This is a genomic window from Micrococcus sp. KRD026, from assembly GCF_017168445.1.
Classification (GTDB): domain Bacteria; phylum Actinomycetota; class Actinomycetes; order Actinomycetales; family Micrococcaceae; genus Micrococcus; species Micrococcus luteus.
The window spans coordinates 78321-98521 of the sequence record NZ_JABFBA010000031.1; the positions used below are offsets into that span (position 1 = coordinate 78321).

The 20201-nt window shown below is 72.9% G+C and carries 17 protein-coding genes; 4 read left to right on the forward strand and 13 right to left on the reverse strand.

The genetic code is table 11. From position 1 onward, the window contains the following. The first annotated feature begins 6 nt into the window (after window positions 1-6). Complete coding sequence (locus J1M40_RS11445) at window positions 7-1473, forward strand: alpha/beta fold hydrolase (RefSeq protein WP_036315316.1); 1467 nt, start codon at window positions 7-9, stop codon at window positions 1471-1473. A 53-nt stretch (window positions 1474-1526) separates the two neighbouring features. Here J1M40_RS11445 and J1M40_RS11450 read toward each other — a convergent pair whose 3' ends face one another. The 7 genes from J1M40_RS11450 to coaE (J1M40_RS11480) form a co-directional block, all read right to left on the reverse strand. Continuing rightward, a complete protein-coding gene (locus J1M40_RS11450; RefSeq protein WP_069941287.1) occupies window positions 1527-2786 on the reverse strand; it encodes a TerC family protein in 1260 nt (419 codons plus the stop codon). 16 nt (window positions 2787-2802) lie between these two features. Then, window positions 2803-3735 carry a TerC/Alx family metal homeostasis membrane protein gene (locus J1M40_RS11455; RefSeq protein ID WP_100058671.1) on the reverse strand — a complete coding sequence of 311 codons (933 nt, stop codon included), beginning with the start codon at window positions 3733-3735 and terminating at the stop codon, window positions 2803-2805. 82 nt (window positions 3736-3817) lie between these two features. Next, on the reverse strand, window positions 3818-4582 hold the full coding sequence (locus J1M40_RS11460; protein ID WP_129866770.1) for a hypothetical protein: 765 nt from the start codon (window positions 4580-4582) through the stop codon (window positions 3818-3820). After that, the gene (locus tag J1M40_RS11465) at window positions 4579-5217 is read right to left on the reverse strand and encodes a SatD family protein (protein ID WP_044658956.1); all 639 of its coding nucleotides are present in this window, start codon (window positions 5215-5217) and stop codon (window positions 4579-4581) included. The genes J1M40_RS11460 and J1M40_RS11465 overlap by 4 nt, the downstream gene beginning before the upstream one ends. A 76-nt stretch (window positions 5218-5293) precedes the next feature. Beyond that, window positions 5294-7423: an excinuclease ABC subunit UvrB gene (uvrB, locus tag J1M40_RS11470; protein ID WP_100058001.1), complete on the reverse strand. Its 2130-nt coding sequence runs from the start codon at window positions 7421-7423 to the stop codon at window positions 5294-5296. A 37-nt stretch (window positions 7424-7460) separates the two neighbouring features. Further along, complete coding sequence (gene coaE, locus J1M40_RS11475; RefSeq protein WP_036315330.1) at window positions 7461-8108, reverse strand: dephospho-CoA kinase; 648 nt, start codon at window positions 8106-8108, stop codon at window positions 7461-7463. After that, the gene (gene coaE, locus J1M40_RS11480) at window positions 8105-10474 is read right to left on the reverse strand and encodes a dephospho-CoA kinase (RefSeq protein WP_041102705.1); all 2370 of its coding nucleotides are present in this window, start codon (window positions 10472-10474) and stop codon (window positions 8105-8107) included. Before coaE (J1M40_RS11480) ends, coaE (J1M40_RS11475) begins: the two co-directional genes overlap by 4 nt. 154 nt (window positions 10475-10628) lie before the next feature. On the opposite strand from coaE (J1M40_RS11480), the gene J1M40_RS11485 reads away from it, so the two are divergent. After that, window positions 10629-11330, forward strand: a complete 702-nt coding sequence (locus J1M40_RS11485; RefSeq protein ID WP_041102704.1) for a YigZ family protein — start codon at window positions 10629-10631, stop codon at window positions 11328-11330. After that, the gene (locus J1M40_RS11490; RefSeq protein ID WP_223247536.1) at window positions 11323-12540 is read left to right on the forward strand and encodes a class I SAM-dependent methyltransferase; all 1218 of its coding nucleotides are present in this window, start codon (window positions 11323-11325) and stop codon (window positions 12538-12540) included. The genes J1M40_RS11485 and J1M40_RS11490 overlap by 8 nt, the downstream gene beginning before the upstream one ends. A 135-nt stretch (window positions 12541-12675) precedes the next feature. Here the strand turns inward: J1M40_RS11490 and rpsA are convergent, their stop codons facing one another. The 3 genes from rpsA to polA all read right to left on the reverse strand — a co-directional run bounded on the left by rpsA (window position 12676) and on the right by polA (window position 18446). Continuing rightward, on the reverse strand, window positions 12676-14133 hold the full coding sequence (rpsA, locus tag J1M40_RS11495; protein ID WP_036315338.1) for a 30S ribosomal protein S1: 1458 nt from the start codon (window positions 14131-14133) through the stop codon (window positions 12676-12678). Window positions 14134-14275: 142 nt separating this feature from the next. After that, window positions 14276-15649: a GNAT family N-acetyltransferase gene (locus J1M40_RS11500; RefSeq protein WP_101965466.1), complete on the reverse strand. Its 1374-nt coding sequence runs from the start codon at window positions 15647-15649 to the stop codon at window positions 14276-14278. After that, window positions 15633-18446 (reverse strand): DNA polymerase I, encoded by a 2814-nt coding sequence (gene polA, locus J1M40_RS11505; RefSeq protein ID WP_129866772.1) that lies wholly within the window; start codon window positions 18444-18446, stop codon window positions 15633-15635. Before polA ends, J1M40_RS11500 begins: the two co-directional genes overlap by 17 nt. A 67-nt stretch (window positions 18447-18513) precedes the next feature. Here polA and J1M40_RS11510 point away from each other — a divergent pair, with 67 nt between their 5' ends. Next, window positions 18514-19032 (forward strand): PaaI family thioesterase, encoded by a 519-nt coding sequence (locus J1M40_RS11510; RefSeq protein ID WP_069941455.1) that lies wholly within the window; start codon window positions 18514-18516, stop codon window positions 19030-19032. Window positions 19033-19063: 31 nt separating this feature from the next. On the opposite strand, the gene J1M40_RS11515 is transcribed toward J1M40_RS11510, so the two are convergent. From J1M40_RS11515 to J1M40_RS11525, 3 genes are read right to left on the reverse strand one after another with little or no spacing between them, the layout of a single operon-like run. Continuing rightward, the gene (locus tag J1M40_RS11515; RefSeq protein WP_010078746.1) at window positions 19064-19441 is read right to left on the reverse strand and encodes a monovalent cation/H(+) antiporter subunit G; all 378 of its coding nucleotides are present in this window, start codon (window positions 19439-19441) and stop codon (window positions 19064-19066) included. Window positions 19442-19454: 13 nt separating this feature from the next. After that, window positions 19455-19739 carry a monovalent cation/H+ antiporter complex subunit F gene (locus tag J1M40_RS11520; RefSeq protein ID WP_010078747.1) on the reverse strand — a complete coding sequence of 95 codons (285 nt, stop codon included), beginning with the start codon at window positions 19737-19739 and terminating at the stop codon, window positions 19455-19457. Continuing rightward, on the reverse strand, window positions 19736-20170 hold the full coding sequence (locus tag J1M40_RS11525; protein ID WP_010078748.1) for a Na+/H+ antiporter subunit E: 435 nt from the start codon (window positions 20168-20170) through the stop codon (window positions 19736-19738). Before J1M40_RS11525 ends, J1M40_RS11520 begins: the two co-directional genes overlap by 4 nt. Window positions 20171-20201 lie beyond the last annotated feature (31 nt).

Here is a 20201-nt window from a genome sequence, read left to right on the forward strand (position 1 = left end):
CGGCCCGTGGCGGGCGACCCGCGCGGCTTCGCTCCCCTCGAGCCGGCCCGCCACCGCGTGGGCGAGCGCACCGAGCTCTACGACGGCACCGTCACGGTGGACCACTGGTTCTCGGTGCCGATCGACCACGCGCTGGGCCTCGCCGAGGCCGAGGCGCAGGACGCGGCGGGCACCGGCGTCGGGCCGCACGGGCGCGGCACGCTGACCGTCTTCGCCCGCGAGATCCGGGCGAAGGACGACCCCGAGGGCGAGCGCCCCTGGGCCCTGTACCTCCAGGGTGGCCCCGGCAGTGCCGGGCCCCGCCCGGCGCGCCTGAGCGGCTGGCTCGGCGCGCTGGCCGAGAGCCACCGCGTGCTGCTGCTGGACCAGCGCGGCACGGGGCGTTCGACCCCGGCCACTGTGGCGACCCTGACCGCCCCGGGCGCCTTCGCCACGGACGAGGCGCGCGCCGAGCACCTGGTGCACCTGCGGGCGCCCTCGATCGTGCGGGACGCCGAGATGCTGCGCCTCGCCCTCGGCGCCGGGCCGTGGACCACACTGGGCCAGAGCTTCGGCGGGTTCTGCACGCTGAGCTATCTCTCCTTCCACCCGGAGGGCCTGCAGCGCAGCCTGGTGACCGGCGGCCTCGCCCCGCTCACCGGCCACGCCGACCGGGTCTACCGGGCCACCTACGCCCGGATGCGCGCCCGCACCGAGGAGTTCTTCGACCGGCACCCGGCCGACCGCGACGCGTGGTCGGAGGCCGTGGGGCTGATCCGCGCCGCCGAGGCCGCGGGCGCCCCGATCCCCCTGCCCGGCGGCGGGCCGCTCACCGTGGGACGGGCCCAGGGTCTGGGCATGCTGCTGGGCGGCAACACCCGCGTGGACCGCCTGCACTGGGTCCTCGCCGAGGCCGTGGACCGCACCGGACCCGCGCCGCGCCTGTCCGAGACGTTCCTGGCCGCCGTCGCCGACCAGGACGACCGCCTCGTCAACCCGCTCTACACCGTGCTGCACGAGGCGATCTACGCGCAGCCGGCGGACCTGGCCGGCGGCCGGGCGGACACCGGCTGGTCGGCGTCCCGGATGCTCGCCGAGCACCCGGACTTCGACCCGGAGGCGACCACGGTCCCGCTGCCCACGGGCGAACACGTCATGCCCTGGTCCGTCGAGGTCGACCCCCGGCTGCGGCCCCTGGCCGGCACGGCGCGGCTGCTCGCCGAGCGCACGCAGTGGGGCCCGCTCTACGACGTGGCTGCCCTGGCGCAGAACACCGTCCCCGTGGCCGCCGCGGTCTACGCCGACGACGTGTACGTGGACCGGGACCTCTCGCTCGAGACGGCGCGGCGCGTCCGCGGCCTGCAGGTGTGGGAGACCGACGCCTTCCACCACGACGGCATCGCCGACGACGGGCCGGCGATCCTCGACCGGCTCCTGGCGATGACCGCGGCGGACGGCGCCGGGACGACGACGGCCCCCGACCCGGTCGACTGACCGGCCCGGGGGCCCGGGCGCCGGCGGAGCACTCCCCCGGTGCCGTGATCGGCTCAGACGGTGGGCCCGTCCTGTCGCACGATCTGCTCGGAGACCCCGCGCGCGTCGTCGTCACGGGGATCGGCGAGCCGGGTCTCGTGGGCCGTGCGGATGATGGCCGACCACGCGTCCTTGTGCTCGAGCAGCTGGTCGCGCCAGCGCTGGTCCAGGGCCTCGGCCCGGGCCGTCCAGCGGTCCATCAGGGCGGCGGCGCGCTCGCGCTCGGCCGGGTCGGCGTCCTCGGCCAGCTTCGAGTACCGATACGAGTACTTCTCGGCGTTCTGCAGCGCCCGCAGGGCCTGGCCCTTCGGCGAGGCCAGGGAGATCGCCACGGTGATCGCCAGGATCACGACGACGACCACGAGGGACAGCGTCGTGGGGATCTCGACGACGGGCACGTTCTCGCCGCCGTTGATGAACGGCAGGTTGTTCTCGTGCAGGGCGTGCAGGATCAGCTTCACGCCGATGAACGCCAGCAGCGCGGAGAGCCCGTAGGCCAGGTAGACGAGGCGGTCGAGCAGGCCGTCGATCAGGAAGTACAGCTGGCGCAGGCCCATGAGCGAGAACGCCGTGGCGGTGAAGACGATGTACGCCTCCTGGGTCACGCCGAAGATCGCGGGGATGGAGTCGAAGGCGAAGAGGATGTCCGTGGCGCCGATCGCGATCATCACGAGGAGCATCGGCGTCATGAGGCGCTTGCCGTCCACCGTCGTGAAGAGGCGGTCGCCGTCGAACTGCTCGGAGGCGGGCAGGAACCGCTTGACGAGGCGGACCATCACGTTGTCCGCCTCGTCCTGGGCGCCCTCGGCGTCGCCGGACATCTCGCCCTTGAGCTGGCCGCCGGCGATGATCAGCAGGAACAGGCCGAAGAGGTAGAACACGTCCGACCACGCGGCGATGACGGCGGCGCCCAGCAGGATGAACAAGGTGCGCGAGATCAGCGCGAACGTGATGCCGAACAGCAGCACCTTCTGCTGGTAGTCGCGGGGCACGCGGAAGCTGGCCATGATCACCAGGAAGACGAACAGGTTGTCGACGCTGAGCGCCTTCTCCAGCAGGTAGCCGGTGTAGTACTCGACCGCGTGCTGGGTGTCGCCGAAGGCGAAGAACACGAGGCCGAAGACGAGCGCGAGGCCGACGTAGACGCCGGACCAGATCGCGGCCTCCCGGATCGACGGCGTGTGCGCCTTGCGGACATGGGCGAAGTAGTCGAACGCGAGGAGCCCGACGATCAGCGCGATCGTCAAGCCCCAGGTCAGGCCGTTGATTTCCACGGGTCACCTCTCGGCGTCAGGGGTCAGGACGGTGCCGCAAGTCTCTCCGCCCGCCGCGACCGCGGCCCGGGCCCCTGTGTCCGGCCGGCGGCGCGCTCTCGGCGGCCGCGGCGTGCTGACGTCCACAGTGTTCGGGATACTCCCCTACGTCGCCGGTCAGTCTACCCGGTCGCACGACGACGCCCCGACCCGCGGCGGGCGGAGCGGGGCGTCGTCGGGCCCGCTGGCGCAGGCCCATGAGGGCGAAGATATTGGCGGTCAGGACGATGAACCAGTTCTGGGTGAGGCCGAAGATCGCCGGGATGGAGTCCACCGCGAACATCACGTCCGTCAGGCCGATCGTGATGAACACGACCACCATGGGGGTGAACATGCGCCGGCCGTCCACGGTGGTGCGCAGTCGGTTGCCGTCGTAGTCCGGCGCCACGTTGAGGCGGCGGGTCAGGCGGGCCACGACGCCCGGCTCGGACTCCTCGTCCCCGCCGTCGTCCTTGAGCTGCTGCCAGGCGGTCCAGAGCAGGAAGGCGCCGAAGATGTAGAACTCCCACGTCAGGTGCTCGATGGCGACGGCGCCGACCGCGATGAACACCGCGCGGGCGATCAGCGCGATGATGATGCCCACCATCAGCACCTCCTGCTGGTAGCGGCGGGGCACCTGGAACGTGGCCATGATGATGAGGAACACGAACAGGTCGTCCACGCTGAGGCTGTACTCGGTGACCCAGCCGGCGAGGAACTCGGTGCCGTGCTGCGCATCGCCCAGGGCGAAGAGCAGCCCCGCGAAGAGCAGCCCCGCGAAGACCAGCGCCAGCGCCACGTAGAACCCGATCCACAGGCCGGCCTCCTTCATGGAGGGCTCGTGGGGGCGGCGCGCGACGTACAGCAGGTCGAGCAGGAGGATGACGCCGAGGACCACAAGGGTCGTGGTCTCGAAGGCGGGACTGAGCACGTCCTTGGAGGGGTTCCTTTCGTGGGGGCCGCGCCAGTCTAGACGGGTGCGGTCCCGCGCGCGGATGCGGGTGGGCCCGGTCTCAGACTGCGCCGGGAGCGGTCAGGCCCAGGGCGAGCCAGACGACGACGGCACCGGCGGCGGCCAGGCCCCAACTGGCGAGGGAGCCGATGAGGAACTCCTCCGCGCGCGAGCCGGCGCCGCGGTCCGCCGAGATCTCCGGGAAGCGCACGATGCCCTTGGCCGCCATCAGGGCCGCGATCACCGGATAGGCCTGCGCGAGCCCCAGGACGACCATGAGCAGTCGCTCCATGGGCCCGATGTAGCGACCGCCGCGCAGGCCGTCGGCCGCGGGGTCCGTGGGCGCGGCGGACGGCACGGTCGTGGGCTCCGCCGCGGGGTCCTCCGCCTCCTCGTCGCCTCCGTCGGCGGGCCGGCCCGCCAGGGCGAGGACCGCGCGGGTGACCCGGTTGCCGGTCTCGGTCAGGGCCAGCGCCACCGCCAACAGCGTGAGGGCCGGGGGCGCGGAGCGCAGGCCCGCGGGCGCCAGGGTCGACTCGAGCACGGCCACCAGGCCGACCACGGCCACCACCGCGACCACCCCGAGCGGCCGGTCCGGGTGCAGCCACGTCCAGCCCATCAGCAGGCCGAGGGACACCAGGCCGCCGCCCACCGCGACGGCCACGCCGGTCGGCGCCAGCACGGCCACCAGCACCGCGGCGAGGACGGCGGCCACGGCCGCGCCGGCCCGGGCGAGCCACCGCCGCCGTGGGGCGGGCCAGGCGCCGGGCAGGACGGCGTCGAGCAGGTCGTGCAGCCCCAGGGCGAGCAGTGCGAGGGCGGTCACGGCGCGACCTCCGTCGCCGCGGCGGCGAGCTCGGCGTCCAGCTCGAGCAGCCGGCCGATCCCGGACCGCGCGACGGTCTGCGACACCGCGGACTGCGTGATCCGCTCCGCCCGTGCGGCCTCCGCCTGGGTCGCCCCGCCCAGCAGGGCTGCGGCGATCCGGCGTTCGCGGGCCTTGAGCCGGCCGAGGACGTGGTCGCGCAGCAGGGCGAGCCCGTCCACGGCGGCGGTGAGGGACGGGTCCGCGGCACGGAAGGCGGTCGCGGCGCCGGCGGCCCGCTCGTGCGCGTGCTCGACGGCCTCGCGGGCCCGATACCAGGCCGTGCCGTCCTCGATGCCGTCTCCGCCGGCGTCCAGGGCCCGCCGCTGCCCCAGGCCGATCCCGAAGCGCAGGTCGAGGCCCGGGGGCAGGGCGAGCGTGACGCGGACGGTCAGCCGGAGCGCGTCCGGCCAGGTGCGGTGCAGCGCCTGGAACTCGTCGCCGACGCTGGCCCAGGCGGGGCGCAGCGGCGGGACGTCCTGTTCCGCGGCCGCGAAGGCGGCCAGGATCTGCTCCTGCGCGCGCTCCCGGTCCGGGAGGGCGCGGGAGCCGACGATGTCCGCGATCACGGCCGCGACCGGGGGTGCTGCGCTCATGGCGTCACACTATCACTGATATGACGACATTCATCAGTGTTTTCATAACACCCTGGGTCGGCATCATGCCGGGTGGTCACTGCTCCCGCTTCATCTGCCGCAGCTCCTTCTTGAGCTCGCCGACCTCGTCGCGCAGGCGGGCGGCGAGCTCGAACTGCAGGTCCGCCGCCGCCTGGTGCATCTGCTTCGACATCTGCTCGATCAGATCGGCCAGGTCCTTGGCGGGCAGCGACGCCGGGTCCACCGCCGGAGCCTCGGTGCCCTCCCCTGTGGTCGCGTCCCGGTCCAGCGAGCTGAGGCCTCGGTGGCCCATGCCGAAGTCGAACCCGGACTTCACGCCGCCCATGCCCTTGAGGAAGTCGGCGGTGTCCGCGTCCTCCCGGGCCAGCTGGTCCGTGATGTCCGCGATGCGCTTGCGCAGCGGCTGGGGGTCGATCCCGTGCTCCTCGTTGTACGCGATCTGCACGGCCCGGCGCCGCTCGGTCTCGTCGATCGCCCGCCGCATGGAGTCCGTGACGTTGTCGGCGTACATGTGGACCTCGCCGGAGACGTTGCGGGCGGCGCGGCCGATGGTCTGGATGAGGGAGGTGGTGGAGCGCAGGAACCCCTCCTTGTCCGCGTCCAGGATCGCCACGAGCGAGACCTCGGGCAGGTCCAGGCCCTCGCGCAGCAGGTTGATGCCCACCAGCACGTCGAAGGTGCCCTTGCGCAGCTCCCGCAGCAGCTCCACGCGGCGCAGCGTGTCCACATCCGAGTGGAGGTACTCGACCTTCACCCCCGCCTCGAGCAGGTAGTCCGTGAGGTCCTCGGCCATGCGCTTGGTCAGCGTGGTCACCAGGACGCGCTCGTCCTTGGCCGTGCGCACGCGGATCTGCTCGAGCAGGTCGTCGATCTGCCCCTCGGTCGGCTTGACCACCACCTGCGGGTCCACCAGCCCGGTGGGCCGGATGATCTGCTCGACGTAGCCGTCCGCCTGGCCGAGCTCGTAGGCGCCCGGCGTCGCGGAGAGGTACACGGTCTGCCCGATCCGCTCGAGGAACTCGTCCCACTTCAGCGGGCGGTTGTCCATGGCCGAGGGCAGGCGGAAGCCGTGCTCCACGAGGGTGCGCTTGCGGGACATGTCCCCCTCGTACATCGCGCCGATCTGCGGGATGGTCACGTGGGACTCGTCCACCACGAGCAGGAAGTCGTCCGGGAAGTAGTCCAGCAGGCAGTGCGGGGCGGAGCCGGCGGGACGGCCGTCGATGTGGCGCGAGTAGTTCTCGATGCCGTTGCAGTAGCCCATCTGCTGCATCATCTCGAGGTCGTACGTGGTGCGCATGCGCAGCCGCTGCGCCTCGAGCAGCTTGTCCTGGGACTCCAGCTCCTGCAGCCGCTCCCGCAGCTCGTCCTCGATGGTGGTGATCGCCCGGCCCATGCGCTCGTCGCCGGCCACGTAGTGCGAGGCCGGGAAGATGTACATCTCCTCCTCCTCGCGCACCACCTGGCCGGTGAGCGGGTGCAGGGTCTGGATGGACTCGATCTCGTCCCCGAAGAACTCGATGCGCACCGCGAGCTCCTCGTACATGGGGATGATCTCCACGGTGTCCCCCCGCACCCGGAAGGTGCCGCGGTGGAAGTCGACGTCGTTGCGCACGTACTGCATCTGCACGAACCGCCGCAGGAGCACGTCCCGGTCCATCTCCGCACCGCGGCGCAGGGTGACCATCTGCTCGATGTACTCCTCGGGCGTGCCGAGGCCGTAGATGCAGGAGACGGTGGCCACCACGATCACGTCCCGCCGGGTCAGCAGCGCGTTCGTGGCCGAGTGGCGCAGCCGCTCGACCTCCTCGTTGATGGAGGAGTCCTTCTCGATGAAGGTGTCCGTCTGCGGGACGTACGCCTCGGGCTGGTAGTAGTCGTAGTAGGAGACGAAGTACTCGACCGCGTTGTTGGGCAGCAGCTCCCGGAACTCGTTGGCCAGCTGCGCCGCGAGCGTCTTGTTCTGCACCATCACCAGCGTGGGCCGCTGGAGGCGCTCGACGAGCCACGCCGTCGTCGCCGACTTGCCCGTGCCGGTGGCGCCCATCAGGACGACGTCCTTCTCCCCCGCCTCCACGCGCTCGGCGAGCTCGGCGATGGCCTTCGGCTGGTCACCGGAGGGCTGGTAGGGGGAGATGACCTCGAACGGGGCGACGACGCGGTTGATCTTCTGGGCCAGGCTCATGGCAGAACCCTACGTCGCGCCCCGGACACCCCGGCGGTCAGTCCGCCGAGGGCTCAGCCGCGCCGGGGGCGAGGAACCGGTCCCACACCTGGTTCGCCACGGACGCGAGCCGCTCGAGGTCGGCGTCGTTGACGATGACCACGTCCGCGACGGCGCGCCGCTGCTCGTCCGTGGCCTGGGCCGCGATCCGCGCCTCGGCGTCCGCGCGGCTCATGCCGCGGTCCTCCACCATCCGGCGCAGGCGCTCCTCGAGCGGGGCCTCCACCACGATCACGAGGTCGAACGCGTCCGCCTGCCCGGTCTCCACCAGCAGCGGCACGTCCTGGACCACGACGGCGTCCGGCCCGGCCTCGGCGACGATGCGCCGGGCCGCAGCCCGGATCCGGGGGTGCACGATGCGGTTCAGGCGCTGTCGGGCGCCCTCGTCCCCGAAGACGATGCGGGCCATCTCGACGCGGTCGAGCTCACCGTCCGCGGTGATGACGCGGTCCCCGAACTCGTCCTGGACGGCGGCCAGCCCGTCGGTGCCCTTCTCGAGGACCAGCCGGGCGAGGGCGTCCGAGTCCACCAGGAGCGCGCCACGCTCCTGCAGGACACGGGCCACCGCGGACTTGCCGGCGGCGATCCCGCCGGTCAGGCCCACATGGACGCGCGGCCGTTCGGCCACCGGGTCGGTCTCGGTCATACGCGCTCTCCTCGGGCGGCCTCGAGCTGAGGCTGGATCTTGGCCTCCCAGTATGCCCGGACGGCCTCCTGCAGGTCCTCGAGCGAGCCGTCGTTCTCGATCACGGTGTCCGCGATCTCGGCCCGCTCCTCGTCCGCCGCCTCCTCGTCGATGAAGGCCCAGGCCCGCTCGCGGGTCATGTCGTGGGACTCCATGAGCCGGGCGACGCGCACCTCGGCGGGAGCGGAGACGGCCAGCACCTGGTCGAAGTCCTGTCCGGAGCCGGTCTCGGCCAGCAGGGCCAGGTCGACCACCAGCACGGAGTCCTCGCCGATCTCGCGGGCCCGGCGGTTCGCCTCGTCGCGCACCGCCGGGGAGACGATCTCGTACATGCGCGTCCGGGCGGTCGAGCTCTCGGTGGTGAGCCGGTTGAGGGTGCGCGCGTCCAGGGTGCCGTCCGCGCGGACGATGTCCTCGCCGAAGACCGAGCGGAGCTCCTCGAGCACGGGGTTGCCGGGCACGAGGATCTCCCCCATCAGGTCGTCGAACTCCACGACGACGGCGCCCAGCCGCTCGAGCTCCGCGCCGACCTCGGTGCGGCCCGCGGCGATGCCGCCGGTCAGGCCGACGGTGACGAGGGCCTTGGCCGCGTCGATGCGCTGCTGGTGCCACGTCTTCGGGGTGTGCGTGTCGTTCTCCGGCTCGGTGCCGACCTCGAACTCGGGGCGGATCACGAAGTCCGAGACGTCCACGCCGTCCTCGGTGGCGCGGCGGCGGTACTCCTCGACCGGCAGCACCTGCTTCCACTGGCGGGTCCGCATGGGCCGCGCGGCACCCGCGTCCTCGCGCAGGGCCTGCAGCAGCAGTGCGGCCTGCGTGACGGTGATGAGCAGGATGGGCAGGCCGATCACGATGATGACCTCCTGCAGCGCCGCCAGGCCGTTCTCGCCCGCGGTGAGGATGATGGCCGCGCAGACCGCGCCGATGGACACGGCCCAGAACACGGACTGGCGGCGGGGCGCGGCATCCTCGTGGCCATTGGCCATCGCGTCCATCACGAGCGCGCCCGAGTCGATCGAGGTGATGAAGAACAGCGTGATGACCACGAGCGCCACGACCGCGGCCACCGTGTAGAGCGGCGTGCCCTGCAGGTGCTGGAACAGGGCGGCCTGGACGTTGCCGTCGGTGACGATCGTCTGCGTGAGGTCACCGCCCTGGCCCGGCGCCGGCGCGGTGGCGCGGTCCGACTGGAACGCGGAGTAGCCGTAGATGCCCATCCAGATGATGACGAACGCCGTGGGCAGGCCGAGGCCGGCCATGATGAAGGAGCGGATGGTGCGGCCGCGTGAGATGCGGGCGAAGAACATCCCCACGAAGGGCGCCCACGTCACGGTCCAGGCCCAGTAGAAAACGGTCCAGTCACCGGACCACTGGCCCGAGTTGTACGTGTCGTTGTAGGTGGAGAGCACGGGCAGCATGGAGGCGTACTCGCCGATCGCCTGCACGGTGCCGCGGATGACGTCCATGCTGGAGACGGCCCACATCAGGACGTACACGAGCAGGGCGATCGCCAGCAGGATGTTGGCGTAGGACAGCCGCTTGACGCCCTTGTCCATGCCGACCAGCACGGAGGCCGTGCCCACGGCGGTGACGACGGCCAGGATGAGCGCCTGGACCCAGCCGGCCACGGGGGTGCCCAGCACGTAGTTCATGCCCGCGTTGATCTGCAGGGCGCCCAGGCCCACGGACACGCCGAGGCCGAACACGGTGGAGACCACGGCGATGATGTCGATCGTCTTGCCGATGGGGCCGTGGATGCGATCGCCGAGGAGGGGCTGGAAGGCGGAGGACACGCGCGGGGGCAGCTTGCGCTTGTACGTGAAGTAGCCGAAGCACAGGCCCGGGACGAGCAGGATCGCCCACATGTGGATGCCGAAGTGGAAGTTCGCGATCGCCATGGCCTCCGAGGCCGCGCGGTCGGAGAACGGCTCCGTCCCCGCCATGGGCGGGTTGGCGTAGTGGTTCATCGGCTCCGCGATGCCCCAGAACATCAGCACCGCGCCGACGCCGGCGGCGAACATCATGCCGAACCAGGTCAGGCCGGAGTACTCCGGCACCGCGTCGTCGTCGCCGAGCTTGACCCGGCCGTACCGGGTCACGGCGAGGATGAACAGGAACGCCACCAGCAGGGTCAGGCTGAGGGTGTAGATCCAGCCGACGTCGTAGCGCAGCCAGCTCGAGACCACGCCGAAGGCCGCCTGGACCGGGCCAGGGAACAGGCCCATCGCGGCGGTGAAGAGCACGACCGCGGCGGCCGAGCCGAAGAAGATCGCCGGACTCGTGCGGAGCCCCAACGTGTCGTGCAGGCGAGTGAGCGGGGAAGTCATGAGTCTCCCGGGACAGGGTCGTGGGAGGCCCGCGGCGGCACGCGTGCTCGCTCACCGGTGGGCCGGTGCCGGGTGGCACGGTCTTCCACTGTACCGAAGCTCACGTCCGGGCTCGACGGCGTGCCCGTCCTCGGCCGGCCCCTAGGGTGGGGTCATGCCCGATCCCGCCCCCGCCCCGACCGCGCGCTGCACGGTCCTGCCGGCGTCCGCCCGCGACCCCGACGGCTGGCTGGAACGGGAGGTGGAGATCCGCCGCAGCCGCTTCCTCACCTACCTCGGGCGCGTCGAGGACGAGGCGCAGGCGCGCGAGATGGTCGCCGTCCTGCGGCGCCGGCACCACGACGCGCGGCACGTGTGCAGCGCGTTCGTCCTCGGCCCCGCCCGGGACCGGATGCGCTCCAGCGACGACGGCGAGCCCGCCGGCACGGCCGGCGTCCCCATGCTCGAGGCCGTCCTCCAGCGCGAGACCGCGCCGGGCCGGACCGACCTGACGGACGTGTGCGCCGTCGTCGTGCGCTGGTTCGGGGGGATCAAGCTGGGCGCCGGGGGCCTGGTGCGCGCCTACTCGGACTCGGTGTCCGGGGCACTCGACGCCGCCCCGCTGCGCACCCGCTCCCGGCTGGCCCTGCTCGCGGTGGAGGCGCCCCACACCGACGCCGGCCGGTGGGAGAACGAGCTGCGCGCGGCGGGCGTGTCGGTGCTGGAAGCGAGCTACGGCGCCGCGGCGGTCCGCCTGACGGTCGGCGTGCCGGACACCGAGGAGGCCCGCGCGGCGTTCGCGGCGCGGCTCGCGGACGTCACGGCCGGCGCGGGGCGTGCGGAACGGATCGGAGAGGACTGGGTGGACCATGAGTGAGCCGTTGCCCCGGGGGGTCACCCCCGATGTCGCCCGTGGCGGGCTGCCGGACGACCTCACCGCGGGCGTGGACTTCGCGGCGCTGGATCGGTGGCCGCTGCCGACCGAGCCCGACCGCCAGGCCCACGACACGGCGGACCTGCTCCTGCTCGACACCCTGGCCGGGTGGATCGCGAGCGGGCACGTCCCCGGCCCGGTGGCCGTCCTGGAGGACCGGCACGGCGCGCTGACCCTGCCCCTGCTCACGGCCGGCCACGACGTGCGGATCCACCAGGACGACGCCTCCGCCGAGCGCTCGCTGGACGCGAACCTCGCCGCGTGGCGCGCCGCCGGTCGCCTCGGCGGGGAGACGGGCGAGCTCGAGCGAACGGCCACGCCTGAGGAGGCGGCCCGGGGCGCCCGGACGGTCCTGCTGCCGCTGCCCCGCTCGCTCGACGAGCTCGACCGGCTGTCCCGGATCGTGTCGGCCGCCGCCGACCCCGGCGTGGTCCTGCTGGCCGGCGGCCGCGACAAGCACATGAGTCCGCGCATGAACGCGGTGCTGGGCGCGGCGTTCGAGGACGTCGTCGCCGGACGGGGACGCCGCAAGGCGCGCGTGCTCACGGCCCGGGGCCCACGTCCCGGCGTGACCGCCCGGCCGCCGGAGGAGGCCGACCGCGACGTCCCCGGCGTGGGGCGCCTGCACCTGGTGGCCCACGCCGGCACCTTCGGCGGAGCCGCCGCCGACCCGGGCTCCCGTCTGCTGCTCGCCTCGCTCGCCGACGACCCGCGCCCGCCGGGGCGCGTCGTGGACCTGGGCTGCGGCAACGGGCTGCTCTCGGTCGGGGCAGCGCGGCTGTGGCCGCACGTCACCGTGGTGGCCACCGACCAGTCCGCCGTGGCGGTGGCCTCGACGCTGGCCACGGCCCGTGCGAACCGCGTGGCGGACCGCGTCCGGGCCGTGCGCGACGACGCGCTGGCCACGTGGCCGGACGGGGAGGAGGAGTGCGTGCTCCTGAATCCCCCGTTCCACGACGGCAACGCCGTGGACCCCTCCGTGGCGCACCGGCTGGTGGCGGCCGCGGCGCGGGTGCTGGAGCCGGGCGGCCGGCTGTGGTGCGTCTGGAACTCGCACCTGCGGTACCGGTCGGTGCTGGAGGACCTCGTCGGGCCGACTCGGCAGACGGCGCGCGACCGCACGTTCACCGTGACGGTCTCCGAGCGCCGCTGAGCGCGGCCGCCGGGTCCCGTCCGCTCCCCCGCGGCCAGTCCCCCGGGACACGACGACGCCCCGCCCCTCCGGAGGGAGGGACGGGGCGTCGGGTGCTCGGCGCGGGCCGTCAGGGACGGCCACGCACCGCGGCGATCAGTTGCCGGTGAGCTTCTCGCGCAGGGCGGCGAGGGCCTCGTCGGAGGCCAGGGTGCCTCCGTCCGAGGACGGGGCCTCGGAGGAGTAGGACGAGCCGCCCAGGCCCGCACCGGCGTCGGCGCCGGCGGTGGCCTCCTCCTGGAGGGAGCGGCGCACCTGCTCCTTGTGGGCCTCCCAGCGGGCCTGAGCGTCGGCGTACTGCTGCTCCCAGGCGGCGCGCTCGGTCTCGAAGCCCTCCATCCACTCGTTGGTCTCGACGTCGAAGCCCTCGGGGTACTTGTAGTTGCCCTCCTCGTCGTACTCCGCGGCCATGCCGTAGAGCGCCGGGTCGAACTCGGTGCCCTCGGGGTCCACGCCCTCGTTGGCCTGCTTGAGGGACAGGGAGATGCGGCGACGCTCGAGGTCGATGTCGATGACCTTGACGAACAGCTCGTCGTTGACCGACACGACCTGCTCGGCGGTGTCGATGTGGCGCGAGGCCAGCTCCGAGATGTGCACGAGGCCCTCGATGCCGTCCTCCACGCGGACGAACGCACCGAACGGCACGAGCTTGGTGACCTTGCCCGGCACGACCTGGCCGAGGGCGTGGGTGCGGGCGAAGAGCTGCCACGGGTCCTCCTGGGTCGCCTTCAGCGACAGGGAGACACGCTCGCGGTCCATGTCCACCTCGAGGACCTCGACGGTGACCTCCTGGCCCACCTCGACGACCTCGGACGGGTGGTCGATGTGCTTCCAGGACAGCTCGGAGACGTGCACGAGGCCGTCCACGCCGCCCAGGTCCACGAAGGCGCCGAAGTTGACGATGGAGGACACGGTGCCGTTGCGGACCTGGCCCTTCTCCAGCTTGTGGAGGAAGTTGGAGCGGACCTCGGACTGGGTCTGCTCGAGCCAGGCGCGGCGGGACAGGACCACGTTGTTGCGGTTCTTGTCCAGCTCGATGATCTTCGCCTCGAGCTTCTGGCCGATGTAGGGGGCCAGGTCGCGCACGCGGCGCATCTCCACGAGGGAGGCCGGGAGGAAGCCGCGCAGGCCGATGTCGAGGATGAGGCCGCCCTTGACCACCTCGATGACGGTGCCCTCGACGACGCCGTCCTCCTCCTTGATCTTCTCGATGTCGCCCCAGGCGCGCTCGTACTGGGCGCGCTTCTTCGAGAGGATCAGGCGACCCTCCTTGTCCTCCTTGGTGAGGACCAGGGCCTCGACGGTGTCGCCCACGGCCACGACCTCGTCCGGGTCCACGTCGTGCTTGATGGACAGCTCGCGGGACGGGATGACGCCCTCGGTCTTGTAGCCGATGTCGAGCAGGACCTCGTCGCGGTCCACCTTGACGACGGTGCCCTCGACGAGGTCGCCATCGTTGAAGTACTTGATGGTCGCGTCGATGGCGGCGAGCAGGTCCTCGGCAGAGCCGATGTCGTTGATGGCGACCTGCGGGGCGTTGGAAGTGGTGGTCATGTAGGAGGGACTCCGTTGGGATCGGGGGTCACGTCGGGATCGATGCCGCCGGTGGGCGGCATCCGGGCACCAGAGGGGCCCCACCCGGCGTGGGTCGTGATGGACATGTATCAAACGCGCACGAATGTGCTCGTCCAGCGTATCAGAAGCCGACGAGGGTGTGCAGGGGTCGGCTGGGTCGCACAAGCCCGTCGAACGCCTCCGCCGCGCCGGCCCGCAGCTCCGCCACGACACCGGCCTCCGCCAGCACCGCGGCGCCGGCCCCGCGGGAGTGCCCGCCGAGCCAGAGCGCGGAGAACCGGGCCGCGTCGAGCCGGAGCCCCGCGCCCATGCGGACGGCGTCGGCCGCGGGGCCCAGCCGCTCGGCGGCGCCGCGCCCCTGGCGGACGGTGAGCCGCCACGTCCCGTCGATCGCGCCGAGCGCGTCCTCGACGGCGACGACGACCTCCCCGTCGCCCGCCCAGCCACGGGCCGCCATGGCGGCGGGCAGGTTCAGGACCCGCAGGTACAGGTCGTCGGAGCCGCGGTGCCGGCTCACCCGCCGCTCGTCGACGAAGAGCGCCTCGAGCCAACCGGGCTCGGGTGCGCGGCCCCACTCGATCCGCTCGACCAGGTCCAGCCGGGCCAGGTGGTGGACGAGCCCGCGCCGCGCGTCGGCGGTCGCCGCGAGGAACGCGGTGACGGTGATCGTGGGCGGCTCCTTCTCCCAGCCCTCGAACCGATACAGCGCGACGCCCTGGACCCGCCCGTCGTCGTCGCGGTGGACCGCCGCGTACAGCCCCGAGCCGCGCCCCTCGTTCCGGCTCGCCTCGCGGTCCTCCCAGCGAGGCACGCTGAACGAGGTCCGCTGGACCGAGCCGGGGGTGGCCGGCAGCACCCGTCCGTACAGCTCGTCGACGAGGCCGGGCATCTCCCGCGGCTCCTCGACCGTGACCCGCCCGCCGGCCGGGGCACCCGTGAGCGCGGGGGCGCCCGAGACGTCGATCCGCACGGCGTGCCACCGGGTGGCGGCCCCGAAGCCGAAGCGGCCGTAGATGGCGGCCTCGGTCGCGGTCAGGGCGGCCGCGCACAGGCCGGCGTCGCGGGCGTCCGCGAGGGACCTGAGCATCATGGCCCGCAGCACGCCGCGCCGGCGGGCGTCCGGCGAGACGGTCACGTCGGTGATCAGCCACGCGTCGACGGCGCGGCCGGGCCACGTGGTCAGCGGCTGCACGAAGTCCTCGAAGGTGGCGGCGGGGCGGCGGGCCGCCGGGTCCTCCCCCGGCGCGTAGACGCCGAGCCGGCGCCGTCCGTCGGCCGCGTGGGCCTCGAGCTGCTGGCGGAGCGCGGCGCCCGTGGGCACCGTCTCGTAGAAGCCCCGTTCGACCGCGGCCGCGAAGTGCGATGCGGCGGGGTCCTCGGGGCCGAGGACCCCGAGGTCGCGCAGCGCGAGGCCGTGCTCGCCGAGCCGGGCCTCGGCGGCGTCGGCCAGCCGCCGCAGCGACGGACCCTCCGGTGTGTCAGTGTGCGGCGTCATGCCAGCTCCTTCCCCGGCCGACGTGCACGTCGAGCGGCACGGAGAGCTCGGCCGCCCGGCCCATCCGCTCCTTCAGGAGCGCCGTGGCCTGCTCGAGCTCGGCGGCCGGGACCTCGAGGATGAGCTCGTCGTGGACCTGCAGCAGCAGGCGCGAGGCCAGCCCGTGCTCCTCGAGGCCGGCCTGCACATCGAGCATCGCGCGCTTGATGATGTCCGCGGCCGAGCCCTGGATGGGGGCGTTGAGCGCGGCGCGCTCGGCCATGTCCCGCAGCTGACGGTTGTCCGAGCTGAGGTCCGGCAGGTAGCGACGGCGCCCCTCGATCGTCGAGGTGTACCCGTCCTGCCGGGCCTGTGCGACGACGTCGCGCAGGTAGTCGCGCACGCCGCCGAAGCGGTCGAAGTAGCCCTTCATGAGGCCGCGCGCCTCGTCCACCGAGATCTTCAGCTGCTTGGACAGCCCGAAGGAGGACAGCCCGTAGGCCAGGCCGTAGCTCATCGCCTTCACCTTGGCGCGCTGCTCGGCGGTGACGTCGTCCGGGTCCACCCCGAACACCTGCGAGCCGACGAACGAGTGCAGGTCCTCGCCCTCGCGGAAGGCCTGGATCAGCCCCTCGTCCTCGGACAGGTGCGCCATGATGCGCATCTCGATCTGGGAGTAGTCGGCCGAGAGCAGCACGGCCTGCTCCCCGGCCACCTCGTCCGCCACGAACACCTCACGGATGCGGCGGCCCGCCTCGGTGCGCACCGGGATGTTCTGGAGGTTCGGGTGCAGCGAGGACAGTCGGCCCGTGGCGGCGGCGGTCTGCGAGTAGGTGGTGTGGATGCGGTCGTCCGGGGCGACGGTCTCGAGCAGCCCCTCCACGGTCTGCCGGAGCTTCGTGGCGTCACGGTGGGCCATGAGGTTCTCGAGGAACGGGTGCCGGGTCTGCTCGAGCAGGTCCTGCAGCGAGTCCACGTCCGTGGAGTAGCCGGTCTTCGTCTTGCGCGTGCGCGGCATGTTGAGCCGCTCGAACAGCACCTCCTGCAGCTGCTTGGGCGAGCCGAGGTTGACCTGCATCCCGCCGGTCTCCTCCGCGACGGACGCCCACGCGGACTCCTTGGCGGCGTCGGCGGCGGCGGTGAAGTCCTCGCGCAGGCCGGTCAGGGCGTCGACGTCGACGGCGATGCCGGTCAGCTCCATCCGGGCGAGCAGCCGCGAGAGCGGGATCTCGAGCTCCTGCAGCAGCCGCTGGGCCCCGCGGTCGAGCACCTGGGGCGTGAACTGGGTGGAGAGACGGCGCACCACCCAGGCGGCCCGCACGGCGTCCGCGGCGCGGTCCGCGCGTTCGGCGGCGGCCTGCCCGCCGTCGAGGTCGAACGTCCCCTGCGCCCGCTGCTGCGCGGGCTCGCGCGGGGCGGTGAGGGGGGTGTGCAGATGCGCCTCCGCCAGCGCCTCGAGCGAGGTGTCCCGCCGGTCCGGCTGGATCAGGTAGGCCGAGAGCAGCACGTCGTCCACCACGCCGTCCAGGGCCGCGTCCGGGCCGAGCCCGTCGCCCTCGGTAGGCGCGGCCAGCGCCTTGAGCGTGCGCTTGAGGTCGTGCACGGCCTTGGCCAGCCCGCCCTCGCCCAGGGCCTCGCGCACGGCGGCCACCAGCGCCGGGTCCGGGGCGTCGCCGTCGAGGGTGACGTGCAGGCCCGCGTGCTCGCCCACCAGCGCGACGCCGACGGGCGTGCCGAACGTGCCGGGCACGGGCACCTTGCGGCGGGGCAGCAGGGCCGGGCCCTCGACGTCCACATGGACGCCGAGCAGGTTGCCGGCCTCTGCGGCCAGGAACGCACGCACGTCCTCGGCCGTCGTCGCCTCGGCGAACTCCGGGGCGGCCTCGACCTCGGGGGGCGGCGCGTCCTCGCCCACCCGCTCGCCGAACACCTCGAACACGCGCTCCCGGATGCGGTTGAACTGCAGCGCGTCGAACAGCTCCTCCACGGGCTCGCGCTCGGGCATCTCGAGCCGCATCGCCTCGAGCCCGATCGGCAGGTCGAGGTCGCGCACGAGGGCGTTGAGGCGGCGGTTGCGGCGCACGTCCTCGAGATGCTCGCGCAGCGCCTCCCCCTTCTTGCCCGTGATCTCGTGCGCGTGTGCGAGCACGCCGTCGAGGTCCCCGTACTGCTTCAGCCATTTCGCGGCGAACCCGGGACCGACGCCGGGCACGCCGGGCAGGTTGTCCGCGGCCTCGCCGACGAGGGCCGCGAGTTCGGGGTACTGGGCGGGGGCGACCCCGTACTTGGCCATGACGGCGTCCGCGTCCATCGGCGGGATGTCGGAGACGCCCTTCTTGGGGTAGAGCACGGTGGTGCGCTCGGAGATGAGCTGGAACGCGTCCCGGTCACCGGAGACGACGACGGCCTCCCACCCCGCCTCCTCGGCGCGCGCGGACAGAGTGGCCACGATGTCGTCGGCCTCGTAGCCCTCCAGCGTGAGCGTGGGGATGCCCAGGGCCTCCATGACCTTCACGGTCAGCTCGATCTGGCCCGCGAACTCCGCGGGCGTCTCGGAGCGGCCGGCCTTGTACTCACCGTACTCCTCGGAGCGGAACGTGGGCCCGGAGAGGTCGAACGCCACGGCCACGTGCGTGGGCCGCTGCTGCCGGATCATGGTCAGGAGCATGGCGGTGAAGCCGTACACGGCGTTCGTGTGCTGGCCCGTGTCCGTGGCGAAGTTCTCGGCGGGCAGCGCGTAGAACGCGCGGAACGCCATCGAGTGCCCGTCCAGGACCAGCAGCCGCTGCGGGGCCTCTGGGGTCGGATCTGCCGCCATGGGTGCTCACGTCTCCTCTCGGCGCGCGGCGCGGGGCGCGCCGGTCGCGTGTGCCAGCCTAGTGCTCATGAGTGAGCACACCGAGACCACCCCCGCCGCCTCCGAGCGCGTGTACCGCCCCGGCGTCACCCCCGAGCTGAGCCCCGCCGAGCTGGAGGCGGCCTGCGCCGAGGCCGGTCTGACGCCCGAGCTCGTCGCCGCCCTCGGCGGCGCGGCGATCAGCCCCCTCGCCCAGAAGATGGGTCTGCGCTTCCTCGAGCTCACGGCCGAGCGAGCCGTCGCCACCCTGCCCGTGGCAGGCAACGAGCAGCCCGTCGGGCTGCTGCACGGCGGCGCCCACCTCGTCCTCGCCGAGTCCCTGGGCTCGATGGCCGCGAAGATCCACGCCGGGCCGGACCGCAACGTCGTCGGGGTCGAGATCAGCGCCACGCACCACCGGGCCGTCCGCTCGGGCCTCGTGACCGGCACCGCGACCGCCGTCCACCTGGGCGGCACCCTCGTCACCCATGAGGTGGTGATGACGGACGAGCAGGGCCGGCGGCTCTCGACCGTGCGCATGACGAACATGCTCCTCGACGCGCGCTGAGGCACGCCGCCCGGGCGGGCCGGCCCGTGCCTCAGTCCATGTCCGGAAGGCGCGGGGCCGCTCGGCCACCCTCGCGGCCGGGGGTATCCTCGGCGAGCTCGTCGTAGTGCCCCGGATTCATGGGCACCCCAGTGAGGTAGGCCGAGCGGCCCAGGGCCATGGTGGCCACCGAGGCCGAGCCCAGCTGCAGCACCACGATCAGGGCCACCTTCACGAACGCGGCCACCCCCGGGGCCAGTAGCAGGGCGCCCACCACGATCAGGATCATCCCGACGCCGCCGGCGGTGCCCACGGCGGAGACGCGGGTGTAGGGGTCGGGGAACCGGATCAGACCGAGTCCCGCGGTGACGAACGCAAGGGCTCCGATCACCACGAGCACGGAGCCGGCGGCGGTCAGGACGACGTCCACGGGTGCGACCTCCTCAACGCTTGCCGCGCGTGAGCGCGCGGGCCAGGGACATGCCGGACAGGAAGGCCACGACCGCGGCGATCAGGACCAAGTCGAACGTCCACGGGTTGTCCGCCCGGACGCCGAACAGCACGAGCATCCCGAGCACGCTGAACGTGAGCAGGTCGCCCGAGACCGCGCGGTCCGCGTCGAGCGGGCCCACCACGATCCGGTACGCGGACACGAGCGCCGACACGGTCAGCAGCGCGATGGCCAGGTCGATCCCCACCAGGGACCAGTCGTAGGCGAAGGGCATCATGCCACCCCCGTCTTCCGCATCGCGTGGAGCATGCGCGCCTCCATGTCGTGGATCTCCGCGCGCAGGGCGTCGGCGTCGTCAGCGTACAGGCCGTGCACGTAGAGCAGGCGCCGCGCGTCCGGGTCACCGTCCTCGTCACCGACGGCGCCGGCACGCCGGGTGCCCAGCGTCAACGTGCCGGGCGTCAGGGTGATCAGCGCCGAGAGCAGGGTGACCTCGGCGTCCGTGCGGCAGTTGCTGCGCACGCGGGCGATGCCCGAGCGCGCCTGGACGCCGGGGGTGACGAGGTCCTTGATGACCGCCTTCGAAGAGGTCACCAGGGCCCACGCGTACCAGCACCAGAACACGAGCCACCGCCAAGGCCAGGACACGGCGGAGGCCGTGCCGGGCGCCAGGTCGACGGTCCCGTCGGCGGGGGCGACGGTGTGCATGGGGGCGTCTCCTTCCGGAGGCTGCGGGAGT

What these genes read in the sequence shown, in the direction of transcription:
- J1M40_RS11465 (WP_044658956.1), bottom strand. Translation starts at nt 5,217, where the DNA reads ATGAGCGCAGCACCCCCGGTCGCGGCCGTGATCGCGGACATCGTCGGC.
- uvrB (WP_100058001.1), bottom strand. Translation starts at nt 7,423, where the DNA reads ATGAGCCTGGCCCAGAAGATCAACCGCGTCGTCGCCCCGTTCGAGGTC.
- coaE (WP_036315330.1), bottom strand. Translation starts at nt 8,108, where the DNA reads ATGACCGAGACCGACCCGGTGGCCGAACGGCCGCGCGTCCATGTGGGC.
- coaE (WP_041102705.1), bottom strand. Translation starts at nt 10,474, where the DNA reads ATGACTTCCCCGCTCACTCGCCTGCACGACACGTTGGGGCTCCGCACG.
- J1M40_RS11485 (WP_041102704.1), top strand. Translation starts at nt 10,629, where the DNA reads ATGCCCGATCCCGCCCCCGCCCCGACCGCGCGCTGCACGGTCCTGCCG.
- J1M40_RS11490 (WP_223247536.1), top strand. Translation starts at nt 11,323, where the DNA reads ATGAGTGAGCCGTTGCCCCGGGGGGTCACCCCCGATGTCGCCCGTGGC.
- rpsA (WP_036315338.1), bottom strand. Translation starts at nt 14,133, where the DNA reads ATGACCACCACTTCCAACGCCCCGCAGGTCGCCATCAACGACATCGGC.
- J1M40_RS11500 (WP_101965466.1), bottom strand. Translation starts at nt 15,649, where the DNA reads ATGACGCCGCACACTGACACACCGGAGGGTCCGTCGCTGCGGCGGCTG.
- polA (WP_129866772.1), bottom strand. Translation starts at nt 18,446, where the DNA reads ATGGCGGCAGATCCGACCCCAGAGGCCCCGCAGCGGCTGCTGGTCCTG.
- J1M40_RS11510 (WP_069941455.1), top strand. Translation starts at nt 18,514, where the DNA reads ATGAGTGAGCACACCGAGACCACCCCCGCCGCCTCCGAGCGCGTGTAC.
- J1M40_RS11520 (WP_010078747.1), bottom strand. Translation starts at nt 19,739, where the DNA reads ATGATGCCCTTCGCCTACGACTGGTCCCTGGTGGGGATCGACCTGGCC.
- J1M40_RS11525 (WP_010078748.1), bottom strand. Translation starts at nt 20,170, where the DNA reads ATGCACACCGTCGCCCCCGCCGACGGGACCGTCGACCTGGCGCCCGGC.